Source organism: Paenibacillus sp. T2-29 (genome assembly GCF_052921365.1).
In genome coordinates this window covers 272,429-299,103 of record NZ_JBREVE010000007.1, presented here as the reverse complement: position 1 = coordinate 299,103, position 26,675 = coordinate 272,429, and the positions used below count along the sequence as shown (strand labels likewise).

Here is a 26,675-nt window from a genome sequence, read left to right as displayed (position 1 = left end):
ATGTTTGGTGGCGATAGCGGAGGGGTTCCACACGTACCCATCCCGAACACGACCGTTAAGCCCTCCAGCGCCGATGGTACTTGGACCGCAGGGTCCTGGGAGAGTAGGACGCCGCCAAGCGTACTTTATATTTATTATTCCCTGATAGCTCAGTTGGTAGAGCACTCGACTGTTAATCGAGTTGTCACAGGTTCGAGTCCTGTTCGGGGAGCCATTTGCTCTCATAGCTCAGTAGGTAGAGTGCATCCATGGTAAGGATGAGGTCACCGGTTCGATCCCGGTTGAGAGCTTGTTACAGGATGGCCCGTTGGTCAAGGGGTTAAGACACCTCCCTTTCACGGAGGTAACAGGGGTTCGAATCCCCTACGGGTCATAGGATAGTATGGAGGCTTAGCTCAGCTGGGAGAGCATCTGCCTTACAAGCAGAGGGTCGGGGGTTCGATCCCCTCAGCCTCCACCATATTTTATTCTCTTACATGGATGAAATATAGGGGAATTGTGAATCATATGCATATTGGGGATTAGCCAAGCGGTAAGGCAACGGACTTTGACTCCGTCATGCATAGGTTCAAATCCTATATCCCCAGCCATTAAGAGCCATTAGCTCAGTTGGTAGAGCACCTGACTTTTAATCAGGGTGTCGAAGGTTCGAGTCCTTCATGGCTCACCATTGTATTACATGCGCGTGTGGCGGAATTGGCAGACGCACTAGACTTAGGATCTAGCGTCTTTGACGTGGGGGTTCAAGTCCCTCCACGCGCATCCTGTTTTTGCGGACGTGGCTCAGCGGTAGAGCATCGCCTTGCCAAGGCGAGGGTCGCGGGTTCGATTCCCGTCGTCCGCTCCATATTTGCGCCCTTAGCTCAGCTGGATAGAGCGTTTGACTACGAATCAAAAGGCCGGGAGTTCGAATCTCTCAGGGCGCGCCATATTTTTTTAAAAAAATATAATATCGGGATGTAGCTCAGCTTGGTAGAGCACCTGGTTTGGGACCAGGGGGTCGCATGTTCAAATCGTGTCATCCCGATACTGATTTGCGGGTGTAGTTCAATGGTAGAACTTCAGCCTTCCAAGCTGATAGCGTGGGTTCGATTCCCATCACCCGCTTACCGATTACCTAGAAGCCGAAAGGCTTCTTTTTATTTTGTCCACAATACATTAACTTCTATGTATATAGAGCATTAAATGATGCCTCTTGTCATGCACGGTTGGGGATGACTTGTGCATATCCTATATAGGCTTTTATCACCTAGACCCGGATTTCCCCTCTTACGGCCCCCTTTTTCCTGTAGTAAGGCTAAATTCGTGATCAAATCCATTGAAAATAGGAATCCTATAATTATTATGTTGCGAAATTCATGGTGATAACTTTACATTTGCTCCTTTTGTTGTGCACACTCTTCTTTATTTATGTGGGTAACACGTAGAAATTAATGAGTAAACAGATTTAGAATACTGAGATTATGGCTTTTTTGTGTATATCTTTGTGGATAGAGCGCAATGAATTTCACTTTGTCAACAAATAATAAACATATACACATCATGACACAAGAATTTGTACCTTTGAAAACGCACCTTTTAAAAGAGACTGTGCATAAAGTTTCGCACATCAATAGCTATAAAATCAGATTTAATTTTTAAATTTCATTATTATGTATATATAACCAATATATTCTCCAAAAAAGTATTTCAAAAGCATGATTTTTTCCTGTAAATTTTGCAGCTTTTCATACGTTTTTATTGTATGATGTTAAGAAAGTGTCAAATTTCGTGTGTATACGTACCTTTGCTACAACTGAATAGGTGTGGAACAGATCAGATGGGGGGAAAAGCATGACTGAGCTTACGTTAACCGCTAACAAAAACCAATCCAACAATCTGCTACGGCGGGACGTTCGTTTTCTAGGAAATATTCTTGGTGAGGTTTTGGTTCATCAGGGTGGCAACGAACTTTTGGATATCGTGGAGAAAATACGTGAGGCAAGTAAATCGTTACGTGCCGGGTATCAGCCGGAGTTATACGAGAATTTCAAACAAATGGTCAGTGGACTGGATACGGATATTCGTCACCAGGTTATTCGCGCGTTTGCGATTTACTTTCAGTTGGTGAATATCGCTGAGCAGAACCATCGTATTCGTCGTAAGCGGGATTATGAGCATTCCGCTGGTGAAGAGGTTCAACCCGGTTCTATCGAAAGTTCCGTTCAGGAGCTTAAACAAGGAGGCTTCTCCGCAGAGGACGTTAGCAACATGCTGAATGAACTCTCTTTGGAGCTGGTCATGACTGCACATCCTACAGAAGCAACACGACGAGTAATCCTGGATATCCACAAACGTATTTCCGAAGACGTCATGCTGCTGGATAATCCGATGCTTACCTTGCGTGAGCGAGAACAGGTACGGGAAAATCTGCTTAATGAAGTAATTACATTGTGGCAGACCGATGAGCTACGTGATCGAAAGCCAACTGTATTAGATGAAGTAAGAAATGGAATGTATTATTTTCATGAGACCTTGTTTCATGTATTGCCGGATGTATACCAAGAACTGGAACGATGTTTGGTCAAATATTATCCTGAGCAAAAATGGCACATTCCAACTTATTTGAGATTTGGTTCTTGGATCGGTGGAGACCGAGACGGGAATCCATCTGTTACATCTCATGTGACTTGGGAAACATTACGTATGCAGCGCAAGTTGGCTTTGAGAGAATATCAGCACACGCTGAAAGAACTCATGGGTTACTTGAGCTTCAGTACCAGCATTGTGCGAGTTTCTGATGATTTGTTGGCTTCTATTGAAGAAGATCGCGCCCACATCACACTTAAAAAAATGGAAGTATGGCATAACGAAAAAGAGCCTTATCGCATCAAACTGGCATATATGATTGCTAAGGTGAATAACGTTTTGGATGAAAGCAAACAGGGTACCAAGGAGCGCTACAGCTCCGCGGAAGAACTTATTGCAGACCTGAATGTTATTGACAACAGCTTACGCCATCATTTTGCTGATTATGTGGCAGACACGTATATCCAAAAGATGATTCGTCAGGTAGAGCTATTCGGGTTTCATACGGCTACGCTGGATGTGCGTCAGCATAGTCAGGAACATGAAAATGCGATGACTGAAATTCTTTCTAAAATGAATATTGTGTCAGATTACAGTAAGCTGTCAGAGGAAGAAAAAATAGATCTGCTGGAACAGCTGCTGAATGAACCGCGTCCGATTACTTCGCCGTATCTAAAATATAGCGATAGCACACAGGAATGTCTTGATGTATATCGTACGATTTATTTGGCTCAGGAGGAATTTGGCAAGCAGTCCATTACAAGCTACTTGATCAGTATGACCCAAGGGGCCAGTGATTTGCTTGAGGTCATGGTATTAGCCAAAGAGGTGGGCCTGTTCCGCATCGAGAAGGATGGCACTGTCATCTGTACGCTGCAATCCGTTCCTTTGTTCGAAACGATAGATGATTTGCACGCTGCACCTGACATTATGAGAAGATTGATGAACCTGCCTGTATATCGACAATCTGTAGCCGCCATGGATGAGCTTCAGGAGATCATGCTTGGCTACTCGGATAGTAATAAGGATGGCGGTGTGGTTACAGCGAACTGGGAACTTCGGGTCGCTATGAATAGTATTACGGAAGTAGTAAACGAGTATGGCGCAAAAGTGAAGTTTTTCCACGGACGTGGAGGAGCGCTGGGGCGTGGAGGAATGCCACTTAATCGCAGTATTCTGGCTCAGCCTCCTCATACCATTGGTGGAGGAATTAAGATTACGGAGCAAGGCGAAGTGCTATCATCCCGCTATTCGCTCAAGGGGATTGCATATCGGAGCTTAGAGCAGGCGACATCGGCGTTAATTACGGCTGCTGCCTATCATCGCTCGGGAAAGAAAGAAGTGTTCGAGGAAAGCTGGGAGGAGATTATTGCCCGTATTTCCGAGGTATCACTGGAGAAGTATCAAGATTTAATTTTCCGAGACCCGGATTTCTTCAGTTTCTTCAAAGAATCTACACCGTTGCCTGAGGTAGGCGAGCTGAATATTGGATCTCGCCCGTCCAAGCGTAAGAATAGCGAACGTTTTGAGGACTTGCGCGCCATTCCGTGGGTTTTTGCGTGGACACAAAGTCGTTACTTGCTACCCGCTTGGTATGCGGCAGGAACTGGTTTGCAAAGCTACTATCAAAACAATGAAGATAACCTTAAAGTGCTGCAAACGATGTTTAGAGACTCTGCTTTCTTCCGGTCGCTTATTGATACACTGCAAATGGCAATCGCTAAAGCGGATTTGCTGATTGCAGAGGAGTACGCTGGGATGTCGGATAATGAAGAAGCACGACAACGTATATTTGGACAGATTTCTGCAGAGTTCAAGCTGACATCTGAGTTGATTTTGAAAATAACCGGACAATCTGAGATTTTGGACGATGTACCTGTTATTCAGGAATCTATCCGGTTGCGTAATCCTTATGTCGATCCGTTAAGTTATTTGCAGGTTCAATTGCTAAGTGAGCTGCGCGAGTTGCGTAATCAGAACGGTGATGATGCTGAAATGCTGCGTGAGGTACTGTTGACGATTAACGGAATTGCCGCAGGCTTGAGAAACACAGGCTGATATAGTTTGGATGTATGATACAGGCAATCGGGTACTCATGGAGTGCCCGATTGTGCTGTGTTTATAGTTATGACGCGCGAGTTTGTTACTTGTGTCCATACTTCAGTTGATTTCTGGATAAAATTAAACTACGATGAATAATCATAAACATATAATAAGTAACCCATCAGCAAGTCTGGGGGAGTATAGAGTGGATAATATGGAAAGCCGCTTGGTTAGGCTGGTGCAAAAAGGTGATCAGCGAGCTTTTGCGGAGTTAGTCGAGTTATATAAAGATCGGATTTTTCATCTTTCCTACCGGATGCTAGGTAATCGTCATGAGGCGGAGGATTTGGTGCAGGAGACTTTTTTGCGTGTGTATCGCAACTTAGAAAAGTATGACCATGGACAGAAATTCTCAACCTGGATTTATCGGATTGCTACAAATCTGTGCATTGATCGTCTGCGAAGGAGAAAACCTACATACTCACTTGATGCTGAAATGAATGATCAAGAAGGTGTTGATGGGTACGCCATGCTTGCTAGTGAAGAGCTTACCCCTGAAGGGAGCACGCTGTTGTCGGAAACGCAAGCTTTAATTCATGACGCCATTGACAGCCTTCCGGATAAATACAAGACGATTATGGTTTTACGGTACTTGCAGGAGCTTTCCTTGCAGGAAATTAGCGATGTACTCAATCTCCCAGTTACCACAATTAAGACAAGAGTACACAGGGGACGGGATTTTCTACGCAAAAAATTGGAGCACAAGCTATAAATGATGTGCATACATTCTAGGAAAAGAGCCTGCGTAGATGTTTTTATGAAACATAATGCTCATTGTAACGTATGTAAGATGAGCAAAGTTTCTAAGCCGGAGCATGTTATGTTGAGAAACACGGAAGAATATTAGAAAGGATTGGCTCATATGGATTGCAAACAAGCCGTCTCTTTTATGCATGACTATCTAGATGGCGACCTGTCTGAGCAGGACAAACATGAGTTGGAACAACACTTGTTAGACTGCCCGGAATGCCGCATGCGTTTTAAAGAGCTGGAGCGGACGGATGCGATGCTTTACGGTACACGCTATCATCAAGTGCCGTGTGTATCGGATGAGCTGACATTTCGCATTATGAATGCTTTGCCGCCGCATAAAAGACAGCCTGCGGTGCCTATGCTAACTTGGGTGAAGAGGCATCCCGCTGTAACAGCTGCCGCCTTCTTCCTTATTGTGATATGCTCAAGTATGGCCAGCTTTTCTAGCACGGACCATCAATTGGTAGTCAAAGGAAGCAATCTAGATCAAGTTGTTATTCAGGGCGATACTGTAATTGTACCTGAAGGGAAATCCATTGCCGGAGATTTAACAGTACAAAATGGTGAGGCCCGTGTATACGGTGATGTGGAAGGAAATCTTACTGTGATTGACGGCTCTTACTATCAAGCTTCAACCGCCCATATTGCAGGACAGGTTAAAAGTATCGATCAAACCTTGGACTGGATTTGGTACAAGGTTACCGATTTGTTCGGGGGACCGTCTTCTCCATAAAAGAAGCTTGAAATGGCAAGAACGATATCGAGCGCCTTTTTCCGCTGGAAAAGGCGTTTTTTTGTATATGAATCTGGCGAATCGTACTGTATTTTACTGATTTTGGTGATTCTTTTGTCGCACAGCTTGCAACGTGAGCCTGATCGTTATAACCTAGATAGAGAGAGCATACTGTGTACATATTACACCCACTCACTACAGAAAATTGCGGGGGCATGCGCATGTTGGATTATTTTGCGGACCTGACTTGGAAAGAGTCCATTAAAGATATTATCGACATTTTAATCGTAACCTATATTATGTATCAGCTTATTTTACTTGTTCGCGGAACGCGAGCAGTTCAATTGTTAAAAGGAATTCTGTTCCTGGTCGTTATTTGGGCGGTTAGTACCTGGTTTGATTTGTACACGCTCAAGTGGTTGATGAATCAGATGTTCACCTTTGGTGTAGTGGCTATTTTTATTATTTTTCAACCTGAGTTGCGTCGTGCTCTAGAGCAGTTGGGGCGTGGTAAATTATTTGGGCGTTCGTCGGTAGATGATGAAGAAATCAATAAGTTAATTGGAGAAATGATTAAGGCGCTGAATTATTTATCACGTAGAAAAATAGGAGCATTGGTCGTATTCGAGCGCGAGACAGGACTGAACGAATATACGGAGTCTGGTATCAAGACACAGGCCGTAGTTAGTTCTGAACTGCTAATTAACATCTTCATTCCCAATACGCCTTTGCATGATGGTGCGGTGATTATACAAAATAAACAGATTGCTTCTGCGGCCTGCTATTTGCCATTATCGGAAAATCCCTTCATTAGCAAGGAGTTGGGAACCCGTCATCGGGCTGCAATTGGCGTGAGTGAGGTAACTGATGCCGTAACTGTCGTGGTATCGGAGGAAACAGGGCAAATTTCGTTGGCTATCAATGGTCAGGTCGTACGAGACATTAAGGAAGAATCCCTAATCTCCAAGCTGTATGAGGAGTTGCGGCCAACACCGTCACTGAAGGAAAAACGCGGCTCATTCTGGAATCGGAGGGGAGGCCGTGGAAATTCATGATGGACAAATGGATTAACAATAATACGATTTCGAAGATATTGGCGCTTGCGGTTGCTATAATGCTGTGGGGAATGGTTCATCTGGATACAGGTACACCTTCGTCTACGTTGACCGTTTCCTATAATAATAAAATAATTGATAATGTGGCCATTCAGGCCAGTGGTCTGGATGATTCAAAATATGTGCTGTCTACTATGGACACGGATCATGTAAAGATGGAGGTCAGAGGACAGCGCTCTGTCCTGACTACTTTTTTCGCGGATAATTATCAGGCAAAACTAAACTTAAGCGGCTTAGGAGCGGGTACTAAAACATTGTCACTTGAACCGGATTTGCCGGATGGGGTGGAATTGGTATCGATGACTCCTAACCGTGTTACAGTAACAATTGAGGAAAAACAAACGAAATCATTTAATGTATCTATAGTACCTAAGGGTAGTCCAGATGCGGGGCTACAGCTCGGCAAGCCTGTGATTGCTCCTCAAACGGTAAAGGTTACTTTACCCAAAAGCCAGTTGAATACCGTTACTGCGGTGCAAGGGGCTGTTAATACGGATGGCATTTCAGAAAAGTTTGAACAGAAACGTGTAAAACTGAAAGCTTATAACAAAAAGGGACAGGAACTCACAGGTGCGGTCATTGAGCCATCCACGGTGTCCGTTGAAATCCCAGTCACTCAGCAGGCGAAGTCTGTGCCTGTCAAGATAGTCTATTCCGGAGAGCTGCCAGACGGATTGGCGCTTTCTAAAGTAAACGCAAACGTGAAGGAAGCAGCGGTATATGCATCACAGGATGTATTAAGCAGCCTCAGCTCTTATGTCACGGTTACACTCGATCTGAGTCAATTTACGGAAGCGGGGACCCGTACGGTTCAAGCTAATTTGGCAGCTCCCTCAGGTTCTGATAAAATCGAGCCAGGGTCAATACAAATTCAGGTGACTGTCGTTCCTTCCAATGAAGTTACAGATACGGAACGGACGCTGTCAGGCATCCCAATCGTTTTACAAGGTGCAGGAGATGGAGCTAATGCGACTGTCATAGCGCCCACAGGCAAAACGATGGATGTTACTGTGAAGGGTCCTCAGGATTTGGTAAACAATTTAACCAATGATGACGTTAGTTTGGTGGCAAATGTAAGTGGCCTCTCGGCTGGTCAACACGAGGTTACTTTGAAAGTAGGCTTGCCTAAATACATTACACAAGCCGGGAATGCCGGCCAACTAAAGGCAACGGTAAACATTGAGAGCCCTTCTACGCCTGCTGTAACGAATCCGAGAAGTGAGAATGAATCAAACCCCTCTGGTAGTGGTGATAAGGGGCAGGAGAGGCCACAGGAGGGGCAGGGCAATCAAGGTGGCAACTCTGACGCTAATACCGGGGACAACGCAGCTGCGGAGGATAAAACAAATCCTCATAACGGCGCAGAATCTTCTGCGAATGGAACCTCGGAGAACAGTCAGCCATAACATGTTTTATCTGTAGTAAATGATCAAGATTTATTAGACAAAAAAAGGGAGTCATTTTACATGGGGAAATATTTTGGTACAGATGGTGTACGAGGCATTGCTAATCAGGAACTAACAGCCGAACTGGCATATAGCATTGGCCGCTGCGGCGGATATGTCTTAGCAGGTAATGTAGAGAAACCGACAGTTGTGATTGGTATGGATACACGGATATCCGGGCTGATGTTGGAATCGGCACTGGTAGCCGGGTTGTTGTCCATTGGGGCTAATGTGGTTCGCCTAGGTATTGTTTCGACGCCTGGGGTGGCATATCTCACACGGCAATTGAAAGCGGACGCTGGTGTAATGATCTCAGCATCTCACAACCCTGTTGAGGACAACGGGATTAAGTTTTTTGGCGGAGATGGGTTTAAATTAACCGATGAAACGGAATTGAAAATCGAAGAGCTTATGGATGCAAAAGAAGACCAATTGCCTCGTCCGATTGGCAGCGGGTTGGGCACGGTTGTTGTAGACGAGCATTCCCGCTACAATTATCTGGAGTTTTTGAAAACAACGATTAGTCATTCTTTTGAAGGTCTAAAAATTGTATTGGACTGTGCAAACGGAGCAGCTTATGAGCTGGCACCGAAGCTTTTTACGGATTTGGGAGCTGAAGTGCACACGATCGGAGCGGAGCCAAACGGATTGAATATCAATGATCATTGTGGCTCGACTCATCCTGAAAAGCTGAAAGAGGAAGTGCGCCGCTTGAAAGCGGATATTGGGCTTGCCTTTGACGGCGATGCTGATCGCCTGATCGCAATTGATGAGAACGGGGAAGAGGTAGATGGAGACTACATTCTCTGTATTTGCGGAGATGCAATGAACCGCGCTGGAAAACTCAAGGACAGCACCATTGTATCGACAGTAATGAGTAATATCGGTTTTTATAAAGCTACTGAAAAGCTGGCTCTCAAGACTGCAAAAACTGCGGTCGGAGACCGTTATGTGATGGAAGAAATGCGTCGGGGTGGATTTAATCTGGGCGGTGAGCAGTCTGGTCATGTTATTTTCCTAGACCACAATACGACAGGTGATGGCATGTTGACGGGGATTCAATTGGTAGATACCCTGAAAGCTTCCGGCAAGAAGATGAGCGAACTAAAGTCCCTTATGAAACAATATCCGCAAGTGCTTGTGAATGTACGTGTGCAGGACAAACGCAATTACGAGGGGAATCCTGCGATTGCAGAAGCCATTGAGCAGGTGGAACAACAATTGGGCGATAATGGGCGTGTATTGGTCCGTGCTTCAGGTACAGAGTCGCTTATTCGTGTAATGGCCGAAGGCCCGGACAAAGATGAGCTGGAGCAATTCGTCGGACAGATCGTAGATGTCGTGAAAAAAGAATTAGTTTAAAATTTTGTAAACGTAGGTTGCCTGTTAAACATAAGCAGGCAACCGCATTTACGGTTATTCACTAAGGATTTAACGCCTTTAGGGTGTAATTATGAATAAAGTGTCATTGCCAAATGATGCTCTGCTGAATATAATATAGGGATGTTGTGACTCAAATAGAGAAAGCGAGGGTTGTGAGGTAACGTAATACAAGCGCCAGAGCTTGATTTTGTGCGGGGGAACTTGGTGGAGAAGCAATAGATTCCGTGGAGATGATATTGCTCGCATCGGTTCACGACAAAGCAAGCTGACGAGGTGAAGGTGTTCGAAACATTCGGCGGGGACCTTCCGGTGAAGCATCAACCCGTAAACCGGCAGCGGAAAATGAACAGGCAACTGTTTACACAACGCACCGGTAGATGCCCAAATTATTTTATAACCTAAATTATAAGATTCATTTCATGAATGTGCGGCCATCATCATTGGCGTGCGCGGTTTGGGAATTTCGTTACATTCGTGAAGAGATGCCTGTAAATTCTATAGTTATCATTGACAACTTCATAGATGAATGAACTTTATTCCACAATCTACCGCACACGTTAGTCCTGTGATGAGTCGTCTTGTGAAATGATGATCGGGAGGATAACGAATATGTGTGGCATTGTAGGATATATTGGTAATCAGAATACGCAAGAGGTATTGATTGACGGACTGAAGAAGCTGGAGTATCGCGGGTATGATTCTGCGGGTATTGCCGTGTTTACAGATTCAGGACTGCAAGTAGCCAAGGCAAAAGGTCGTCTGGCGAATCTGGAAGCTAAACTGGATGGTACACCGTTGGTAGGCCATGCAGGCATCGGACATACACGTTGGGCAACACACGGTAAACCTTCTGATGAAAACTCCCATCCACATTTGGATGAGAGCCAAAAGTTTTCTGTAGTTCACAACGGAATTATTGAGAACTATCTGGAACTGAAGGAACAGCTGATCGGCGAAGGTCATACCTTTATTTCCGAAACGGACACAGAAGTTATTTCCCATCTGGTAGCGCGTGAGTATGAAGGAGATATTGTTAAAGCAGTACAAAAAGCAATTACCTTTATGCGCGGTGCTTTTGCACTGGGAGTGCTGACCGAGCACGAGCCTAATAAGCTGGTAGCTGTTCGCCAAGCCAGCCCGCTGGTTATTGGTGTGGGAGAAGGCGAGAACTTTATCGGTTCCGATATTCCGGCTATTCTGAAATATACACGCAATGTATTTATTTTGAACGATGGCGAAATGGCTGTTCTGACTAGTGATGCTGTCGAATTAATGACAATCGAAGGCCAATTTATTTCTCGGGAAATGATTCATGTCGAATGGGATGCTGTAACAGCGGAAAAAGGCGGATATGAGCATTTCATGTTGAAAGAAATTCACGAACAGCCTAAGGCTTACCGTGATACAATGTTGGGCCGTATCGATAAAGACACTAAAAAGGTTGTTCTTCCAGAGCTGAAGCTGACAGAAGAACAAATTAAAAATATCCGCAACATTCAAATTGTAGCGTGTGGTACAGCTTACAATGCTGGTTTGATTGGTCGTACGGTTATTGAAAGTATGGCTCGTATTCCGGTTGAAAACGATGTAGCTTCCGAGTATCGCTACCGTTCTCCTATCGTAACACCTGAGACATTGGTGATCGTGGTGAGTCAATCCGGTGAAACTGCTGATACCTTGGCAGCACTGCGTGAAGCACAAGCAAACGGAGCGCATGTACTGGCGATTACAAACGTAGTTGGTAGTTCCATCGCCCGTGATGCAGATGATGTGTTGGTTACACTGGCAGGACCGGAAATTGCCGTAGCCTCCACCAAAGCGTATTCATCCCAGTTGATTGCGTTTTATCTGTTGGGTCTGTATCTGGCTCAAGTACGCGGCACACAAACGGATGAGCAAGTAGCTCATGTGCTGGCTGCTATGGAATCACTGCCAGAGCAAGTAGAAGAGATGTTGAGTAAAGCAGATGCGATCAAAGCCTATGCTGAGCAAATCGCTAGCAACAAGCACCTGTTCTTTATTGGTCGTGGTCAGGACTATGCTGTAGTACAGGAAGGTTCCCTGAAACTCAAGGAAATCTCCTACATTCATTCCGAGGCATATGCTGCGGGTGAGTTGAAGCATGGTACACTGGCATTGATCGAAGAGGGGATTCCAGTTATCGCTTTGGTAACTCAGGAATCCGTGTTGGAAAAAACCGTGAGCAACATTAAGGAAGTCAAAGCTCGTGGCGGTGACGTGCTTGCAATCACGTATGAAGAGCACGCTGTTGAGCTACTGAAATCCGTGGATCAAGTATTTGCAATTCCAAAAACACTTCCGATTCTGTCGGCTGCCATTTCAGTTATAGCTCTCCAATTGTTAGCCTACTATGCATCGCTTGCACTGGGTCATGATGTTGATAAACCACGTAACCTGGCGAAAAGTGTTACTGTAGAATAAAGAGTATCTTAACAAAAGCCCGATTGTCTGGTGATAAAAAAGTGTGGAACCAGTAAAAAAAACTGTGGAACTAGTCAATTTACAAACACCAAGAAAGATCCCGATGATATATCGGGATCTTTTTAGTTTAGGATGACCGGTTTTTTAGTTGTTAATGTCGGAAGGAAATAAAGTATTAGACTGTCGATGGTTCATTAAACTCCCTCAAAATGATTCAGTTTCCTCACTCATGCTCATGAATTCGCAGGATTTCACCCTTAATTAAGTGTGAGAGGAAAAGGCTCACAGAGGGGAGGGGGGCTTGGAGTAGTACAAAGGGCATGTGGGAACTAGGGTGAGGAGTGTCCACCTAGTTTATCCCATATTATGCACGTCTCCAAGTCGCCCCTAGCGAATCTCACTCCCATGTCTCAACGGGTCCGAGCTCTTTTGTTTAATGCCTCTCGATTCTCCGTGCTTCTTGTCCATCCTGTGAATGCATGAGCTGGTGAGAAAATGCTGCTTAAGCTGCTTGCGGAGACACTTTAGTCGAATCGTAAGCTTCGCCACTCTTGGCCAGACCGACAAGCATTCGGGTGACTTTACCGCACAATTTCATAATAGGTTTCATTTTCTTTAATTTTTTCACGTCGACATTGTGGTGGTGCAGGGCTCGAATATCTGGATTGGTCATGAGCATGCACATCGTTATGAGATAGGGAAATCCGAAGTTCCTCGTAGACTTCCGAATTAAAGCGTACAGGGGAATAGTATCCGTTTTTGATCATATCCGCGATGACAAGTGCATCTTTACGGTCACTTTTGGATGGAGTATTATCTGGGTATCTTTATTCTTTTTGACGAGATGAGGATTTACGAGAACAGCCTCAATTCCTTTGGCTGAATGGCAACGAGCCAGGCTTAGCCAGTAGTGGCCAGTTGGTTCTATGCCGACGATGATTTTGTTCAGCTTGTACAACTTAAGCAGATCTTGAATCCAGCGGCTGAACAACTGAAAACCCTCGTCATGGCTGCCAAACTCAAGTGGAGATCCGAGAGCAATTCCCCGGTAGCTAACCGCATGAGCCACGTGAGCTTCCTGAGCAATATCTACGCCTACGACCAGATGTAATGAGGAGAAATATAATCTTTATTCATGATCATAGATTGAATTAATTTTTTTGGAATCACATACTCTTGCTCATTATCAGAGCTTTTGTAGTTTTTGAACTCTCATAAGAATGGAATTAAAGGTATATGATCTCGATATTCATTTGTCCAGTATCCTTGAAATCCGGGGATATAAGAGTCAAGCTACTGATGATAATCATAATAAGTATCTTCAGCATAAGGCAATGTACACCTATACTGATCAGCAACATAAAACATTGAATGCCATTCAGCGTACTTCTCTAGCGTTTCAATTTCAGATAAACTACCATGACTATTATGGGTATTGCGATTTCGATATCTATTGTAGGCAATCTTCAGACGATTCAGAAACAAATTATACCACGTGGATTTTACGAGACATAAAGGTGGGAGAGGACAGTTGGAAAAAGTTAAATGCGTTATAAGGTCGGCCTGTGTATTAGTTGGATAATATTGGTATTAATATGCCACACCGACGCACAAATTGGCTTGTTGTATTCATGGTCCAAACGACCATCTGATGACCGACTGAGAATGATATGGTATGCAACTAGAGCTGGAGCTAAGCCGACGAGAGAGAATAATTCAATGAAACATCCGGTGACAGTTACACGCTGATCAATTAGTGAACGAATACCTATAGAATATCTTCCATTCTTATAGTTGGAAAGGGTGTATAATAATAGAATAGGAAATCTCTAAAGGAGAATTATATGAGTCTTTTTAATAGATTGGAACAATTTACTTATTTGGTTGCACACCAACGCACTGATCGCTATCGGCCTATCGCCCGCGTCCTGTACGAACATCATCGTACATTTAGGACCATGCTCACAACAGAAGATATTTATACCGCTTTAAGACAAATGGATGAGTTTGGTAAACGGTTCCCTGACTACTCAATGGAGGATTTGGAGATGGACCTTGGTACGATGAAAGAGTGGGGGAATATCGAGATATCGCAACAAGAGAATGTCAAATACGTGGCATATGAAGACTTCAAGCGAAAAAAATATTTGATTCGAGCCACCGATGCACTCATAGATGTTGAAGAAATGATCACAACGATGGAGCGACGGGCAAATCGAGTAAGGGGGTCACTAGAGAAGAATTTAGCGGCCCGTATTATCGAAGAACTCGATCGTTTCAAAAGTGCAACGACAAAAGAACCATCCGAACTTTACGACCTTTGGAACGAAATCATGGGGCGACATGATCGCTTGCGCATTGATACGTCGGATTACCTCTCCCATGTGAACAGTAATGACATGGAAGCGGCTTATCTCTCGGATCAGTTCCTTGAGCATAAAAATAAATTTGTTAGCTACTTGGACGAATTTGTTCGTGATATTCAAAAGCAGCAAGTTCGCATTTTAAAGAAACTGATGTCCGTTTCCAAAGATTACATAGGAAATGTCATTTATTTAATCGTAGATTACGAGATCAATCGGATTCAGCTTCCTACCCTAGGAGACACGGATCAAGAAGAGCGCGTGGAATTGCACAAAAAGCAGTGGCAATCAATGATTAATTGGTTTGCCAATGAAAGTTCCCAAGAGGGCGGGTACTACTTTTTGATGGAGCAAACCAAAACCGCAATCAACAAGGTCCTTCGTCTGTCTAGACAAGTAAGTGATCGGCTCTTCCACTACACCAACCGGAAGCATGATTACTTACATCTTGCGGCCCTATTTTTCAAGGCCAATGATGATGGAGAATGCAAAGAATTGTTTGGCTATATAAAGGGAATTGGTCCCGCTTCACAAATGGTTATCACCGACATACAGACATCAGACAGTGAAACCAAGACCGTATGGGAGTTGCCTGCAGAGCAGATCGAACTAATTCCCCGCAAAAAAAGAGATTTTGTTAAGCGAGTTAAATCGATCCTACTTGAAGATCCATTCGAGCGCCAGCGAATTGAAATGGAACATAAAGAGCAAGAGGAACGATTGCGAAGAGAAATGGAAGCGATCTCTTTGAACGGCCAAATTCGAATCCGAGACTTGAATAAAATTAGCCCCGCATTAAGGGATACTTTGTTGTACATAGAAACCGAAGGCTTGCGCAATCATGATATTGCTTATTTACCTGACGGACGTGAATTTCGCGCATTTGTCGCTAGTGAAGATCGCATTAAGATGAAGTGTACAGATAGAGAGCTTACAATGGATGACATTGAAATAGTGTTAGAGGATGGTGTTACAGATGAGTAACGCAGAAGCCCTAACCGAAGAGATTCAAACCCTTGTATTTTTGCTCTGGTCCGAAGAGTGGATCTATAAGGAGCATAAGCCTGAATTATACTTTCGCATTCGAAGTCACGAGCACAAATTAAAAGCTGTTTTTCGTGACTGGTTCTATTACCCTATCTACATGGGGGAAGGCTATGTTCGTTTGATCAAACGCCCTGAACGGAGAGTGCTCGACCCTAACCCTACGCACTCATTGAAATACCAAATGGATTTTGTTTTATATTCATGTGTACTGGCGTTCATGGAAGAGAAGGGCGAGGATCAACAATTTGTACTGCGTGAGTTGCTTGAAAGCATTAAAGCGTACTATCCTGGAGGGCCAGATGCCATTTCGTGGTCTGATCATGGGGTTCGTACAAGTCTGATTCGCGTAATTAAAACGTTGGAGCAAGAGCGGCTTCTTCTCATGTTCGACCGAACCATTGACCAATTTCGAGACAGAGAAGATTATGATTTACTCATGCAAGTCTCCAATGGGCTTAGGCATGTGATTCGTCAGACTCGTCTATCATTATCTGAATTTAGTAACATGATTTCGCTTAGGGAGGCACTTCATCAAGAAGAAATTAAAGAAGGCATGATCTGTGAACAGCAAATTTGGAGACGCTTATTTGCACAGGGCTGCCTGCTTTTATCCGAATTATCACATGATGAAGTGATTTATGCAGAAAGACATGGCCTTCGTATGCAGCAAAAGCTGGAGGAAGTATTTCAAGGGGTGTTTCTAGAGCGGTACGCCCCCACTTGGATTCTAGTCCATGACAAACCCAGGGAAGGGAAGAGCGTCTATCCTGCTTATAACACACATTCCCATATCGTCACTGCGATAGGGACTCATTTACGTGATCGGCTTGATCGAGGAGAAAATTGGTTGAATCACCGCGGCTATGTTGTGCTTCACTCCAAAGATGCCTTCGACCTTTTTGTTTCAGTTCGTAGGGCGAATCAGGAGTATTTAGCGAAGTCCAGCTTGTCTGACCGAGCGCTATGGGAAGAGGTTGCCGACTATATGAGGCAACTGGGCTTGTTGAAAGTAATAAACGATGAATGGATCTTTAGTGATGCTTTAGGCCGTGTGGCAGGTGAAATTGTAGAAGAAGTACCGCAAAAGGAGGACGTTAAGCGTGAGCTGGAAAGCGACCAGAATTGGCTATTTTAATGTTTGGTATCATGCCGATACGGAAATTGAACTTTCGGACGGAAAACTGTTTATTCGGGGTGACAATGCTAGCGGGAAGACGATAGCCTCGACTCTGATGTTGCCTCTGCTCCTTGATGGGAATTACAACCCTTCTCGTCTTGATCCTCAAAAGCGTACTGATCGCTTGTTGATTGACCTTCATCTTGGTGAAGAGGCGGTTAATCAAAAGAAAGACGGAAACGGCTACCTTTACATGGAATTTCGTAAGGGGGAGCAGCTCATAACCATTGGTATGGGCCTTTCTGGCGTGCGCAAGTCAAGAGATTTAACGACCTGGTATTTCATTGTGACAAATGGAAAGCAGGTCGGGAAAGACTTGTTACTATACGACCAAACAAGGGATGGGAAGGCTCCGCTTGATTATCGTGATTTCTGTGACCGTTTCAAAGGATCGTTCATTACGGAACATAAAGCCGAATACGCGAAAGAGGTCAATCGGCTGTTGTTCGGGTTTCAAAATATGCATACCTTCCATATGTATATCAAGCTATTAATTGAACTGCGGCCACCGAAAATTAGCAAAGATGTCGGGCCTAGCATTATTAATACAAGTTTGACGGACGCGCTCCCAGAGCTATCAGATAACGATTTGGAGTCGCTAACGAATATTGTATCAAAAATTACTGAGCAAGAAGAACTCTTAACTAAGACAACATCTGAAGTAGAAGCATTGAAAAAGCTGAGCGAGGCCTATGAAGCTTACCAATTTGCTCTGTTCTTCGAGTTCACCGAGCATGTTTCTCGAGCCTCCCGACTGTTTGAAAGTGAGCAAAGTCGCCTTGTCACAAAAGAAAATGACTTGCAAGAGATGACCCAAAGACAATCAGATGCGAAAAGGCGAATCGATGAATCAGAGCAACAAATTACAGCGCTTGGAGTAACCGTTAATACGCTTAAAGAAGCTCATCAGGATGTCTTCAAAGCTGAAAAAAAGAAGCGAGAAATGGAGAGTCAGTTTGGTCAAGTTAAAGAAAGGTTAGGCCAAAAGGAAACCCAACTCCGTAACTCTAGGACGGATGTTCATAAGAATAAACAAACCATCAATGAGGCAGTTCAGGGTGAACTTCAAATCAAGGATGAGATCCAAGGAATCCTCGATTACTTGAAAGAGTATGAAAAGTCGATCAAGTTCGATTACCACGATCGGTTTGTTAGTCAATTCTCAACGACGCCGGATCAGATTAGTTTAATTACGTCGTGGAAGGAAGAAATTAATCGGCATATTGCACGATTAAAAGAAATTGGTGAAAATCTACGGTGCTATCAAGAACAAGAAGCGAAAACCATGCAGAAACGAACCGAGTTTGAAAACAAACTTGAGGCATACAATGCTTCAATTGTAAAAATAGACTCGTTGTACAAGCAACTTCAAAAGTCCAGAGTCGAGTTGTTCGAACGAATCGAAAGGTGGTCAGCTGATCACGGCCTATCAATTGAAACACGAGAGTGGGAATCATTACAGGGGATTTTAGGTGACTTATATGAATATAGTGAAGACGAGGAAAAGCTTCATTCTTGGAAGCAGAATATTTTAGAGCCTTGGGAAAAACCATTCCAAACCCAAAAAAGAGAAGCCGAGTACCATATTCAGCGGCTAACTGGTGAAATCAAGAAAGTTCAAATCGAATATGAGAAGGTTCTGTCAGCACCGTTTGTGGAACCTCCTGAGCAGAAAGAGGAGCGACTACAATGGAATGGCCTTGATGAGCTTCAAATCCCATATATTCGCTTTTTTGAAGCTGTCGAGTTCAAGGAAGCCGTTTCGGACCATATCCGAAAAAGTGTCGAGTCCGTCATTCAACGTTCTGGACTGCTCCAGGCTGTCATTGTACCTGAGGAATATGAAGCAAAGGCGAGTAGTCAAGCGGTTGTACTTCGCACACAAGCGCCGAAAAGCAAGCATCTAGGCGATCTGATGGAGCCTGTTTCTAGTAATAGAATCGATACAAAAACAATTGAGCGTGTTCTGCAGGGAATTTCAGTTGATGAAAATCAAGAAGGGTACATCGGCGAGGATGGCGTTTTCCGTAGCGGATTCCTAGAAGGAACTGCGCCTAGATGCAGTGAGTCGTATGTCGGTTTTCGGGCTCGAGAAGAGGCTCGTCAGCGGCGCCTGCTTGCCCTTCGAGAGCAACTAGATGAATTAGAACAGCATTTGTCGGATCAAAGCCACGAACTACGCGCGGCGCAGGCCGAGATCGACGAACTACGCCGAACATGGATGAAGATCCCTTCCACGCAAGAAATTAAGGAGGTTTATCGGGAGCAGGATGCAGAAAAGCGAAATGCTAAACGTTGTGAGTCGGAAAAAGAGGAAGCATATACGCATTATGAGTCCATTCGTCGAGAAACCCTTAATGTTCGAAATCAAGTTATGCGTTTAATTGGCGATATGGATCTCCCGCTTCGCCTGGACGTTTGCAGCCATACCCTAGAACAATGCAGGAAATATAAAGATGAAATCTTGGAATTAGGCAAGCTTGCCGAAAAACGAATGGAAGTGGAAAGGAGGATTACCCAGACCAGGGGGCATCTGTATTCTTTGGAATCCATCGTAGAGGATTATCAAGAGGACTACGATGAATTATCGTACGAGCAATCGAAGCTCGAAAAGACCATTCAGCGCTTGCAAGAAGCTATGGATTCAAACTCCGATGTGTTTAAACAGATTGAGAATGCGAACCAGCAGCTTAACGATGCTAAAGATGGTCAGCGACAAGCAGAACAGGTATTTAACCAACTCACACCCCAAATAGATAATGCAAAAAAAGAAATTGAGAAACTCAAAACTGCTATTTTACAAGCTTCGAAACGGGAGAGCGTGTGGTTTAAAGAATTTCGCAAGCTCCAGACAATAAATAGTCCGTTTTCTTCTTACACGGCCGATCAAATATTAGGGCGGGACAGTGTAAGTGCTCCTAACCGTGAAGAGGCGCTTGAGCACCTTTTGGAAGTAGAAAGCGAGGTACGAGGCGATCTTGAAGACTACCGTTTACGTCGCCAACGCGAACAACCTTGGAACGGGGAAAATGAAGTAAAAGGGGAAATAGGAAGAACTGATGTGGACGCGCTAACTCGGTTAACCTCGTATTCTACGCTAAGCCTGCAGAGCAATAGTGGGGTTCCATGTTCGCCGCTAGAGTTGCTTCAAGAATTGTCCGACATTGAGCTTAAATTAAAACAAAATATCGGGGAAAAAGAAAAAGAACTGTTTACAGATATTATCATTAACGAGATCGGACGTACAATCCAGGCACGAATTTATGAAGCCGGACAATGGGTTAATGATGTAAACGAGCGGTTCCATGAGTTCGAGGGACTTCGGATTCGTCTGGACTGGAATGCAAAGGATGCTTTGGAAGATGATACACTAAAAACAAAACAGCTTGTGGATTTGTTAAGCCGTAATAGTAGATTCATTGATCCTTCCGACCTTGAAAAAGTTGCAGCTCATTTCCGCGCACGCATCGAAGCCGTACAACAACGAACAAAAAAAGATTTTAGAATGACCAGGCTGGAGGCCTACAAAGAGGTTTTGGATTACCGGAAATGGTTTATATTCGAAACGAAGGTTGATAAAGGTACGGGACCAGAAAAAGTTGGAAACCGCAACTTTGGGAGATATAGTAATGGTCAAAAAGCGATCATTTTGTATATGCCGCTGCTTGCGGCGATCGACGCGATCCTTATGAGTGCATCAGATACCGCACCAAGGTTAATTACGCTTGATGAGGCATTTGCGGGAGTCGATTCCAGCAATAAAGAGAAAATGTTCAATATGATTCAAGACTTTGGTTTTGATTACATTATGAATTCGTATGATTTGTGGGGCTGCTATCGAAGTGTAAAATCACTTTCGATCGTCACAATCTTGCGGCAACCTTCTTCTCCGCATATGGGTTTCCGTCGTTATCATTGGAACGGGAAGAGACAAGTGGAAGTGGAGTGAACAAAACGGACTTCAATTAAGCCATATTTGGACTAAAAAGAATAGACATTTTACTCGCCCTCTTCAATTATTTCTTTAGTGTTCAGTAACTTGATATAGCTCCAAAAACAAATGAATTTTTTTGAGGAAGTGTATTTATGGAGTCTTCACTGATGGAACTGGTTCAGATTTTTCGAACTGAGAAAGGATTTAGCTCCTTGTTTACACTCTTTCGGGATAAATACCGAAGTTACGGAAGGATTGGGAGGAGCACCAAAGTTGTTCTTAGCGATCCATCACCACATGAACTGCAAACGTTAGAAGGTTTTTTTGGTGAGATATACAGGAATGATAAACCAATTATGATTACTGCTGCAAAATTTGAGAGAGCTATTATGAAAACAAAATATAAGAATTCATTTGAAGGTCTAGATATGAACGATCTTTTACAATTGTACTTTTTGGGGACTTTAACGTCTAAAAGCGAAGATAAACACAACTTTGAAAAAGAGAAGGAACTGTTTTTTCAAACTTTTTTGAGTCAATCTAAAGAGGGCAGCCCATTCTATAGATTTGTTTTGTTCATAACAAACTATCGAAAAAATGCATTTATTCATTCCATTTATAAGGAAAACCCAAATTTACTTAAGCAACTACTTAACCTAATGAAAAAAATGTTTGACCATTTACCTTTGGGTAACAATATCTTTTTACCCTTACTCGCCTATAAGCTTACAGATGATTTCCATGCTTTAGCTCCTAATTCGGACGGCGGTAAGATGATGCTGTTTGCATTACAAGTGTTAAATCACTTGGATAATGGAGAGGATATCATTTCAAAACCCGATGAAGAACAGATTAAACACATTTTAGATGGACATCGTATCATATTCTGCTCGCAGTCCAATAAATTAGCTCGTCGTTTGTGGATTTTAGAAGACCAAAATGGTGAAGAACAAAAAAATCAATTAATTCCATTGGAAAAGGTCGGATCAGGTGGGTTTGCTGAAGTATACAGAGTTTTTGATTCAATTGAAAAGAAAGAAATGGCATGTAAAATACTCTTTGAGAAGTCAGTGTTTCTTCGAGAATATGGAAAAGAAGGAGAGGACTACTTACTGCGCTTTAAAAGAGAGATTAAACTTTTACGAGAAAGAATATCTCATGCAAATATTATTAAAATTAACAAAATAAAGCTCGATAATGATCCTGTTCTATTCACAATGCCATTGGCGGAAACCTCCTTAGAAAAATGGCTAGAGTTAAATCCTACCGCGTCGGATGAAACAAAATTAGGTATATTTAAAGATATACTTTGTGGTGTGTCTTATCTGCATAATTATAAAATCAGTCATCGGGATCTTGCCCCACATAATATCTTGTTATTTTCCAACAGTGACGGAACTATATTGGCAAAGGTTGCTGATTTTGGTTTGGCGAAAGACGACCAATCACTTTCTTCAATTACTAGACTTTCTAACATGTCATATGGAAGAGCCGCGTTTACTGCTCCAGAGCAAAAGATAAGCTTGAAAAATGCGGATTCTCTATCTGATATTTATTCGCTAGGGGCCATAATGTATTTCATATTTAGTGGGGAGTCACCAGAGCAAAGATTCAGATCATTTATTAAATATCAACCTATTGTTGGAAAAGCAATGGAGGAGGATCGTTCCAATAGGTATCAGACTGTCCAAGAATTAATGGATGATTTAATTAATAGTTCGGCTCAAAGTAATTATTTATTTGATAGTTTAAGGACTTATGAATTCCAAAATTTCTCTTTTGATGTGAAGCAAGTATTAAAATGTATGTCTGCCGTGAAGATTGAAGAGTCGCAAAAAGTTGTTGAAAAATTCGTTAGACCTTTCTTATCCATTCCCATTGACGTTCTTATGGAATGTGCAAAACATGAAACGATAATGGTGCCATTTATAAATGTAGCAAAAGAGAACATTTATAGAGTAATAGATTGTAATGAAGTGGATTGGGTTCACCTTTCAGAGCTTTTGAATGGAATCTATAAAATATCACAAAATCTTGTGGTGCAAATATCTACTTTAAACCTGATAATAATAGCTGCACTAGAGAAGAAAATCCCTTTAGCTCAAGCTATAATGGTCGATATTATTGGGAATTTGGCTGGTCAGGATAGAATTTCTCAACAAATAGCACACATAATTGGGGAGGAATTTTTAACTTCTCATGATTTATTAATCAGCCTTTTGAAGGATACTCATTATCCATCCGATATACGTTTCGTTTTAAATGACTATTAAAACGGGCGAACTCAGCGAATACGGACGACTTGTATATTTTGGATATACTATACAAAGCACACAGTTGTTTGTTACTGATACCTAATACTTTGCACCCATTGAAAATATTTAAAAGTACTTTATATAAAATTAATAGGCTTTGGTTAAATGTAGCTGTATCGTATGAATTATCATACAGGAAGCTATCTGGTCCTTAGATTACCAGCGTGCGTTAGAAAATGCTAACCTCATTTGGAAGAAAGTCTCCAACTTTCTTTTCATGGTAATTCCTAGTAGTTCCACACTTTCTTTTTTTCGCGTTTATCAAATGCCGTGGCAAGCACAATAAAATCAACGAAATTGGTTCCACACTTTTTTATTATCTAACAAAAAGTGTTCAGTTACTGTTCAGTTACACTAAAGTTGGTATCTTTACGTTATAGTTGGTTCCTGAGTTTTAAAAACCGGTTGTCCTAATTTAGGATAACCGGTTCTTTTAGTTGCTGAACTAACCGGTATTAAGCTGCCTTGATGTCAAAGAAAATAAAGTATTTTCTTAGTACTTTGATTAAGATAGTTTTAAGTATTACATGCTACCCGCATACGTTCTTTAGTTAAATATTGGGAATCTAATTTAGTGAGGAGGACGTAGCCCAAGCGAAGGCGTGAAAACGTCCTTTTATTGAACTAACGGGCAGGATAGCCACATATGGAGCAAAGCAGTGTTAACCACGTTGACCTACCCCTGGGACTGGTAATGTGTCGTATCGTTAGCTGCGCTAACAAACGTCGATACTGCAAATGCTATTGGAGTAATTACTTTCACAGGAGCTTTAATACAGCCTTAAGACTAAAAGAGGTTAATTCTTTGAGATTGGCCGCTTTTGCCTTTTGAAATTGCTGCGCAAAGCCAGTTTAGAAAAATATAATTTTCTTTCTTTTAATGACTTTTTAGCTTATACACAAGAGAGATTTAGCATTACTAGCTATATAACGAAGAGAATCAGAGAATAAACAGAAGAAATGTTCGGGAATATTCAGTGAATATGCTCTCGCTCTACACGTCTATGTTCCAAAATAAGAGCTCAACCTATAGTGGTTCCTAGTATGCGGCTAGCCGACGACCCGAAGTTAATTAGTGACAGGGACAGGGGGATATCAAGCCAGTCATTACACTCGCAGAATCCTATATTGCATTGCCTCTGGAAGAGGTTTGACTCCCGTTGCTCTACCTGCTCATCCCGCTCTCTGAGCGGTTTTTTGCTTTTTATTGAGTAGAGTATAGAAATGAGATTATTAAGTCTTAAAGGTTCACTATGATTTATAAACATCATATGAAACGAGGAAAGATGGAGGGATAAATTAATTATATTTACTCACTCTCCTAAGATATACGATTTGATAGATTAGTTGTATAGCAAAGTCTTTATTGTTTACATTGAAAATAACACGTATTATGGTTCTTTCTGTAAACAAAATCACTAATCTATTCGATACATACATAAGGATGTTTTATTGTTAAATATACCCTTGAAAATTATGATTTCGCATATCATTTATATTAGATTTCGGTTTAAGATAAACAGCTACTTTAATACGCACAGCAGTATGTAAATGCAGCAACCAGAAAGGAGATGGAACGTGAATCGTGAGGAAATTTTTCAACATTTTGCAAATGAGGTCTACGAACCGTTAAAGCATCAAATGTTATTTACGTTGGAAGCCTCTTTTCAAAACCATAAGTATACCTTGGCCAAGACATTTCGTAATTCACTGGAGCAACTACTCGGGAAAGTCAAGCAGATGCAGCGAGAAGGTACCAAGCAGGCGTTGGGATATATATCTTACTCCATGCTTCGTACCGAATTAGCAAACGGAAGGGCGACCTATTTAGTGGAGGCTATGGACAAGACGTGGTTTATGGATCGCCATCCTTGCCGAGATACTTATGATGCAGATTGGGCATTTCGCTATTTGGACGAGTGGGAGACTGAATTATGTAAGCACGCTAAGAAATATGGCGGAAGAATCGGATTGGATGATATTCAAAGGATGAAACTGCGCGTGGCAATACATATTCACCAATATATCATGGCTTTGGCGCGTTTTAGTATCACAGAAGTATGGTTAGATGAAATTCAGTTTGCTCATGAAATACAGTTGGAAGATGTTTTCGAGCTGAGAGTCGGAGAATATTTGGACCAAAGTGAAATCGTTTATAAACGGGATGTGCGTGTCAAAGATTCGACGGTGATTATAGAGTGGCTTGAGGAAAAGAAACCATATGACTACATACATGAAGTTTTTCGGGGAATTAACGGATCTCAAGGAGATTATGAGGGAATACGCCTGCAATATGCCGATTTGAGTGAAAGTTCTTTTAACAATAGTGTTTTTACAGGAGGCAATTTGATCGGTTCCCGTTGGAATAAAGCCTGTTTACAAGAAGCGGATTTTAGCGGCTGTTTGATTCAGGAAGCCCGTTTTGAACAAGCCATTTTAAAAGGAGCATCTTTCCGGGATGCAATAGCTGTACCTGGAATTTACCAGTCTGAATATTGGGAAAGACCTGGTTTTCAACCCGTAAGTTTTGCAGGGGCGGATCTTACAGGAGCCCAGTTTCAGGGAGCTTACTTGAAGAATGCAGATTTCACCGGGGCCATATTGCAGGGGGCTGACTTTATGGGTGCAGCGTTTGAGGGAGCCTGCTTCAAAGAAGCGGTGCTGGATGGAGCCCGATTTAGTTTAGGTATGCATCCAGTCGTACAGAGTCTAACTTAATTTGGATAACACAATGTGGGGCAAACGAATGGAAGGGACGTGGCATAGTGGAGTATTTCCTTTGTCAGCAGGATGATCGGATGTTGTATGCTGCTGTACCCGTGTGGGATGAAGAGGCAAATGCAGAGATGATGGATCTAAATGACTGGACGAATTGGCCCCCATCTTATGCTGCACAGTTTAAGGTTAATGGTCACGATTATACAGTTTACCCTGATCTTCTAATGGGTTCAAGGATGATGGTATCTGATGCTGTGCATGAATTGTTACAGGTCTATGTCCCGAGCTTGTTCAGCCGCATGGCTTTGCTTCGGGATATGGAACGTTCGCAGCAAAAGTTGTACTGGATGATTCAACCCCCTTTAGTGGATTGTTTGGGCGAGCAAAGCCAATTCCGTCCCGGAGGAACATTGATGAAGCTGGTCGTAGATCGAAAACGTACCGAGGGGAAATCCCTATTGCAAATCCAAGGGTTGCGTGAAACCTGCATGTTGGTCAATCTGGCATTGGCGGAAAGTCTGTTGCGGAGAGGGACAAGTGGCATCACCTTTCAGGAAGTCGCCATGCAGTAATAAAGAT

Annotated in this window: 15 protein-coding genes, 11 tRNA genes, 1 rRNA gene and 1 pseudogene; 25 read left to right on the top strand and 3 right to left on the bottom strand. The window is 42.8% G+C overall.

Features of this window, described 5'->3' with window-relative positions:
• Positions 1 to 3: 3 nt before the first annotated feature.
• The 19 genes from rrf to glmS all read left to right on the top strand — a co-directional run bounded on the left by rrf (position 4) and on the right by glmS (position 12,542).
• A 5S ribosomal RNA gene (gene rrf / locus ACU1JV_RS20025) occupies positions 4 to 120 on the top strand.
• Between the two features lie 18 nt (positions 121 to 138).
• Positions 139 to 214, top strand: a tRNA-Asn gene (locus ACU1JV_RS20020).
• Between the two features lie 3 nt (positions 215 to 217).
• Positions 218 to 290, top strand: a tRNA-Thr gene (locus ACU1JV_RS20015).
• 11 nt (positions 291 to 301) lie between these two features.
• Positions 302 to 373 (top strand) — tRNA-Glu (locus ACU1JV_RS20010).
• 11 nt (positions 374 to 384) lie between these two features.
• Positions 385 to 460, top strand: a tRNA-Val gene (locus tag ACU1JV_RS20005).
• A 55-nt stretch (positions 461 to 515) separates the two neighbouring features.
• Positions 516 to 590 (top strand) — tRNA-Gln (locus tag ACU1JV_RS20000).
• 4 nt (positions 591 to 594) lie between these two features.
• Positions 595 to 670: transfer RNA gene (locus ACU1JV_RS19995), tRNA-Lys, on the top strand.
• A gap of 11 nt (positions 671 to 681) precedes the next feature.
• A tRNA-Leu gene (locus tag ACU1JV_RS19990) sits at positions 682 to 762 on the top strand.
• Between the two features lie 10 nt (positions 763 to 772).
• Positions 773 to 847, top strand: a tRNA-Gly gene (locus tag ACU1JV_RS19985).
• Positions 848 to 852: 5 nt separating this feature from the next.
• Positions 853 to 929, top strand: a tRNA-Arg gene (locus tag ACU1JV_RS19980).
• A gap of 24 nt (positions 930 to 953) precedes the next feature.
• A tRNA-Pro gene (locus ACU1JV_RS19975) sits at positions 954 to 1,027 on the top strand.
• A gap of 9 nt (positions 1,028 to 1,036) precedes the next feature.
• A tRNA-Gly gene (locus ACU1JV_RS19970) sits at positions 1,037 to 1,107 on the top strand.
• A 726-nt stretch (positions 1,108 to 1,833) separates the two neighbouring features.
• Positions 1,834 to 4,626: a phosphoenolpyruvate carboxylase gene (ppc, locus tag ACU1JV_RS19965; RefSeq protein ID WP_025675905.1), complete on the top strand. Its 2,793-nt coding sequence runs from the start codon at positions 1,834 to 1,836 to the stop codon at positions 4,624 to 4,626.
• A gap of 190 nt (positions 4,627 to 4,816) precedes the next feature.
• Positions 4,817 to 5,383, top strand: a complete 567-nt coding sequence (sigW, locus tag ACU1JV_RS19960; RefSeq protein WP_013373239.1) for an RNA polymerase sigma factor SigW — start codon at positions 4,817 to 4,819, stop codon at positions 5,381 to 5,383.
• A 150-nt stretch (positions 5,384 to 5,533) separates the two neighbouring features.
• Positions 5,534 to 6,157, top strand: a complete 624-nt coding sequence (locus ACU1JV_RS19955) for an anti-sigma factor (RefSeq protein ID WP_013373238.1) — start codon at positions 5,534 to 5,536, stop codon at positions 6,155 to 6,157.
• A 221-nt stretch (positions 6,158 to 6,378) separates the two neighbouring features.
• The gene (gene cdaA, locus ACU1JV_RS19950; RefSeq protein ID WP_013373237.1) at positions 6,379 to 7,212 is read left to right on the top strand and encodes a diadenylate cyclase CdaA; all 834 of its coding nucleotides are present in this window, start codon (positions 6,379 to 6,381) and stop codon (positions 7,210 to 7,212) included.
• Positions 7,209 to 8,678 (top strand): CdaR family protein, encoded by a 1,470-nt coding sequence (locus ACU1JV_RS19945; protein ID WP_058831498.1) that lies wholly within the window; start codon positions 7,209 to 7,211, stop codon positions 8,676 to 8,678. The genes cdaA and ACU1JV_RS19945 overlap by 4 nt, the downstream gene beginning before the upstream one ends.
• Positions 8,679 to 8,738: 60 nt before the next feature.
• On the top strand, positions 8,739 to 10,079 hold the full coding sequence (glmM, locus tag ACU1JV_RS19940) for a phosphoglucosamine mutase (protein WP_058831497.1): 1,341 nt from the start codon (positions 8,739 to 8,741) through the stop codon (positions 10,077 to 10,079).
• A 630-nt stretch (positions 10,080 to 10,709) separates the two neighbouring features.
• Positions 10,710 to 12,542 carry a glutamine--fructose-6-phosphate transaminase (isomerizing) gene (gene glmS, locus ACU1JV_RS19935; protein WP_013373234.1) on the top strand — a complete coding sequence of 611 codons (1,833 nt, stop codon included), beginning with the start codon at positions 10,710 to 10,712 and terminating at the stop codon, positions 12,540 to 12,542.
• A 502-nt stretch (positions 12,543 to 13,044) separates the two neighbouring features.
• On the opposite strand, the gene ACU1JV_RS19930 is transcribed toward glmS, so the two are convergent.
• From ACU1JV_RS19930 to ACU1JV_RS19920, 3 genes and pseudogenes are all read right to left on the bottom strand, one after another.
• A complete protein-coding gene (locus ACU1JV_RS19930) occupies positions 13,045 to 13,215 on the bottom strand; it encodes a hypothetical protein (RefSeq protein WP_253806720.1) in 171 nt (56 codons plus the stop codon).
• 46 nt (positions 13,216 to 13,261) lie between these two features.
• Positions 13,262 to 13,309: pseudogene (locus ACU1JV_RS19925) on the bottom strand (hypothetical protein); the annotation flags it as partial.
• Positions 13,306 to 13,611 (bottom strand): IS110 family transposase, encoded by a 306-nt coding sequence (locus ACU1JV_RS19920; RefSeq protein WP_058831496.1) that lies wholly within the window; start codon positions 13,609 to 13,611, stop codon positions 13,306 to 13,308. The pseudogene ACU1JV_RS19925 and the gene ACU1JV_RS19920, both read right to left, overlap by 4 nt.
• 775 nt (positions 13,612 to 14,386) lie before the next feature.
• Between ACU1JV_RS19920 and ACU1JV_RS19915 the strand changes: the two genes are divergently transcribed.
• From ACU1JV_RS19915 to ACU1JV_RS19890, 6 genes are all read left to right on the top strand, one after another.
• Positions 14,387 to 15,889 carry a TIGR02677 family protein gene (locus tag ACU1JV_RS19915; protein WP_446724619.1) on the top strand — a complete coding sequence of 501 codons (1,503 nt, stop codon included), beginning with the start codon at positions 14,387 to 14,389 and terminating at the stop codon, positions 15,887 to 15,889.
• A complete protein-coding gene (locus ACU1JV_RS19910) occupies positions 15,882 to 17,087 on the top strand; it encodes a DUF2398 family protein (RefSeq protein WP_413987080.1) in 1,206 nt (401 codons plus the stop codon). The genes ACU1JV_RS19915 and ACU1JV_RS19910 overlap by 8 nt, the downstream gene beginning before the upstream one ends.
• Positions 17,053 to 21,078: a TIGR02680 family protein gene (locus ACU1JV_RS19905; protein WP_446724618.1), complete on the top strand. Its 4,026-nt coding sequence runs from the start codon at positions 17,053 to 17,055 to the stop codon at positions 21,076 to 21,078. Before ACU1JV_RS19910 ends, ACU1JV_RS19905 begins: the two co-directional genes overlap by 35 nt.
• 152 nt (positions 21,079 to 21,230) lie before the next feature.
• Positions 21,231 to 23,336 (top strand): protein kinase domain-containing protein, encoded by a 2,106-nt coding sequence (locus ACU1JV_RS19900; protein WP_216637948.1) that lies wholly within the window; start codon positions 21,231 to 21,233, stop codon positions 23,334 to 23,336.
• A 1,620-nt stretch (positions 23,337 to 24,956) separates the two neighbouring features.
• Positions 24,957 to 26,096: a pentapeptide repeat-containing protein gene (locus tag ACU1JV_RS19895; RefSeq protein ID WP_413987078.1), complete on the top strand. Its 1,140-nt coding sequence runs from the start codon at positions 24,957 to 24,959 to the stop codon at positions 26,094 to 26,096.
• A 47-nt stretch (positions 26,097 to 26,143) separates the two neighbouring features.
• Complete coding sequence (locus ACU1JV_RS19890; RefSeq protein ID WP_413987077.1) at positions 26,144 to 26,668, top strand: hypothetical protein; 525 nt, start codon at positions 26,144 to 26,146, stop codon at positions 26,666 to 26,668.
• Positions 26,669 to 26,675 lie beyond the last annotated feature (7 nt).

What these genes read in the sequence shown, in the direction of transcription:
- ACU1JV_RS19930 (WP_253806720.1), bottom strand. Translation starts at nt 13,215, where the DNA reads ATGACCAATCCAGATATTCGAGCCCTGCACCACCACAATGTCGACGTG.
- ACU1JV_RS19915 (WP_446724619.1), top strand. Translation starts at nt 14,387, where the DNA reads ATGAGTCTTTTTAATAGATTGGAACAATTTACTTATTTGGTTGCACAC.
- ACU1JV_RS19955 (WP_013373238.1), top strand. Translation starts at nt 5,534, where the DNA reads ATGGATTGCAAACAAGCCGTCTCTTTTATGCATGACTATCTAGATGGC.
- cdaA (WP_013373237.1), top strand. Translation starts at nt 6,379, where the DNA reads ATGTTGGATTATTTTGCGGACCTGACTTGGAAAGAGTCCATTAAAGAT.
- ACU1JV_RS19910 (WP_413987080.1), top strand. Translation starts at nt 15,882, where the DNA reads ATGAGTAACGCAGAAGCCCTAACCGAAGAGATTCAAACCCTTGTATTT.
- ACU1JV_RS19900 (WP_216637948.1), top strand. Translation starts at nt 21,231, where the DNA reads ATGGAACTGGTTCAGATTTTTCGAACTGAGAAAGGATTTAGCTCCTTG.
- ppc (WP_025675905.1), top strand. Translation starts at nt 1,834, where the DNA reads ATGACTGAGCTTACGTTAACCGCTAACAAAAACCAATCCAACAATCTG.
- glmM (WP_058831497.1), top strand. Translation starts at nt 8,739, where the DNA reads ATGGGGAAATATTTTGGTACAGATGGTGTACGAGGCATTGCTAATCAG.
- glmS (WP_013373234.1), top strand. Translation starts at nt 10,710, where the DNA reads ATGTGTGGCATTGTAGGATATATTGGTAATCAGAATACGCAAGAGGTA.
- ACU1JV_RS19945 (WP_058831498.1), top strand. Translation starts at nt 7,209, where the DNA reads ATGATGGACAAATGGATTAACAATAATACGATTTCGAAGATATTGGCG.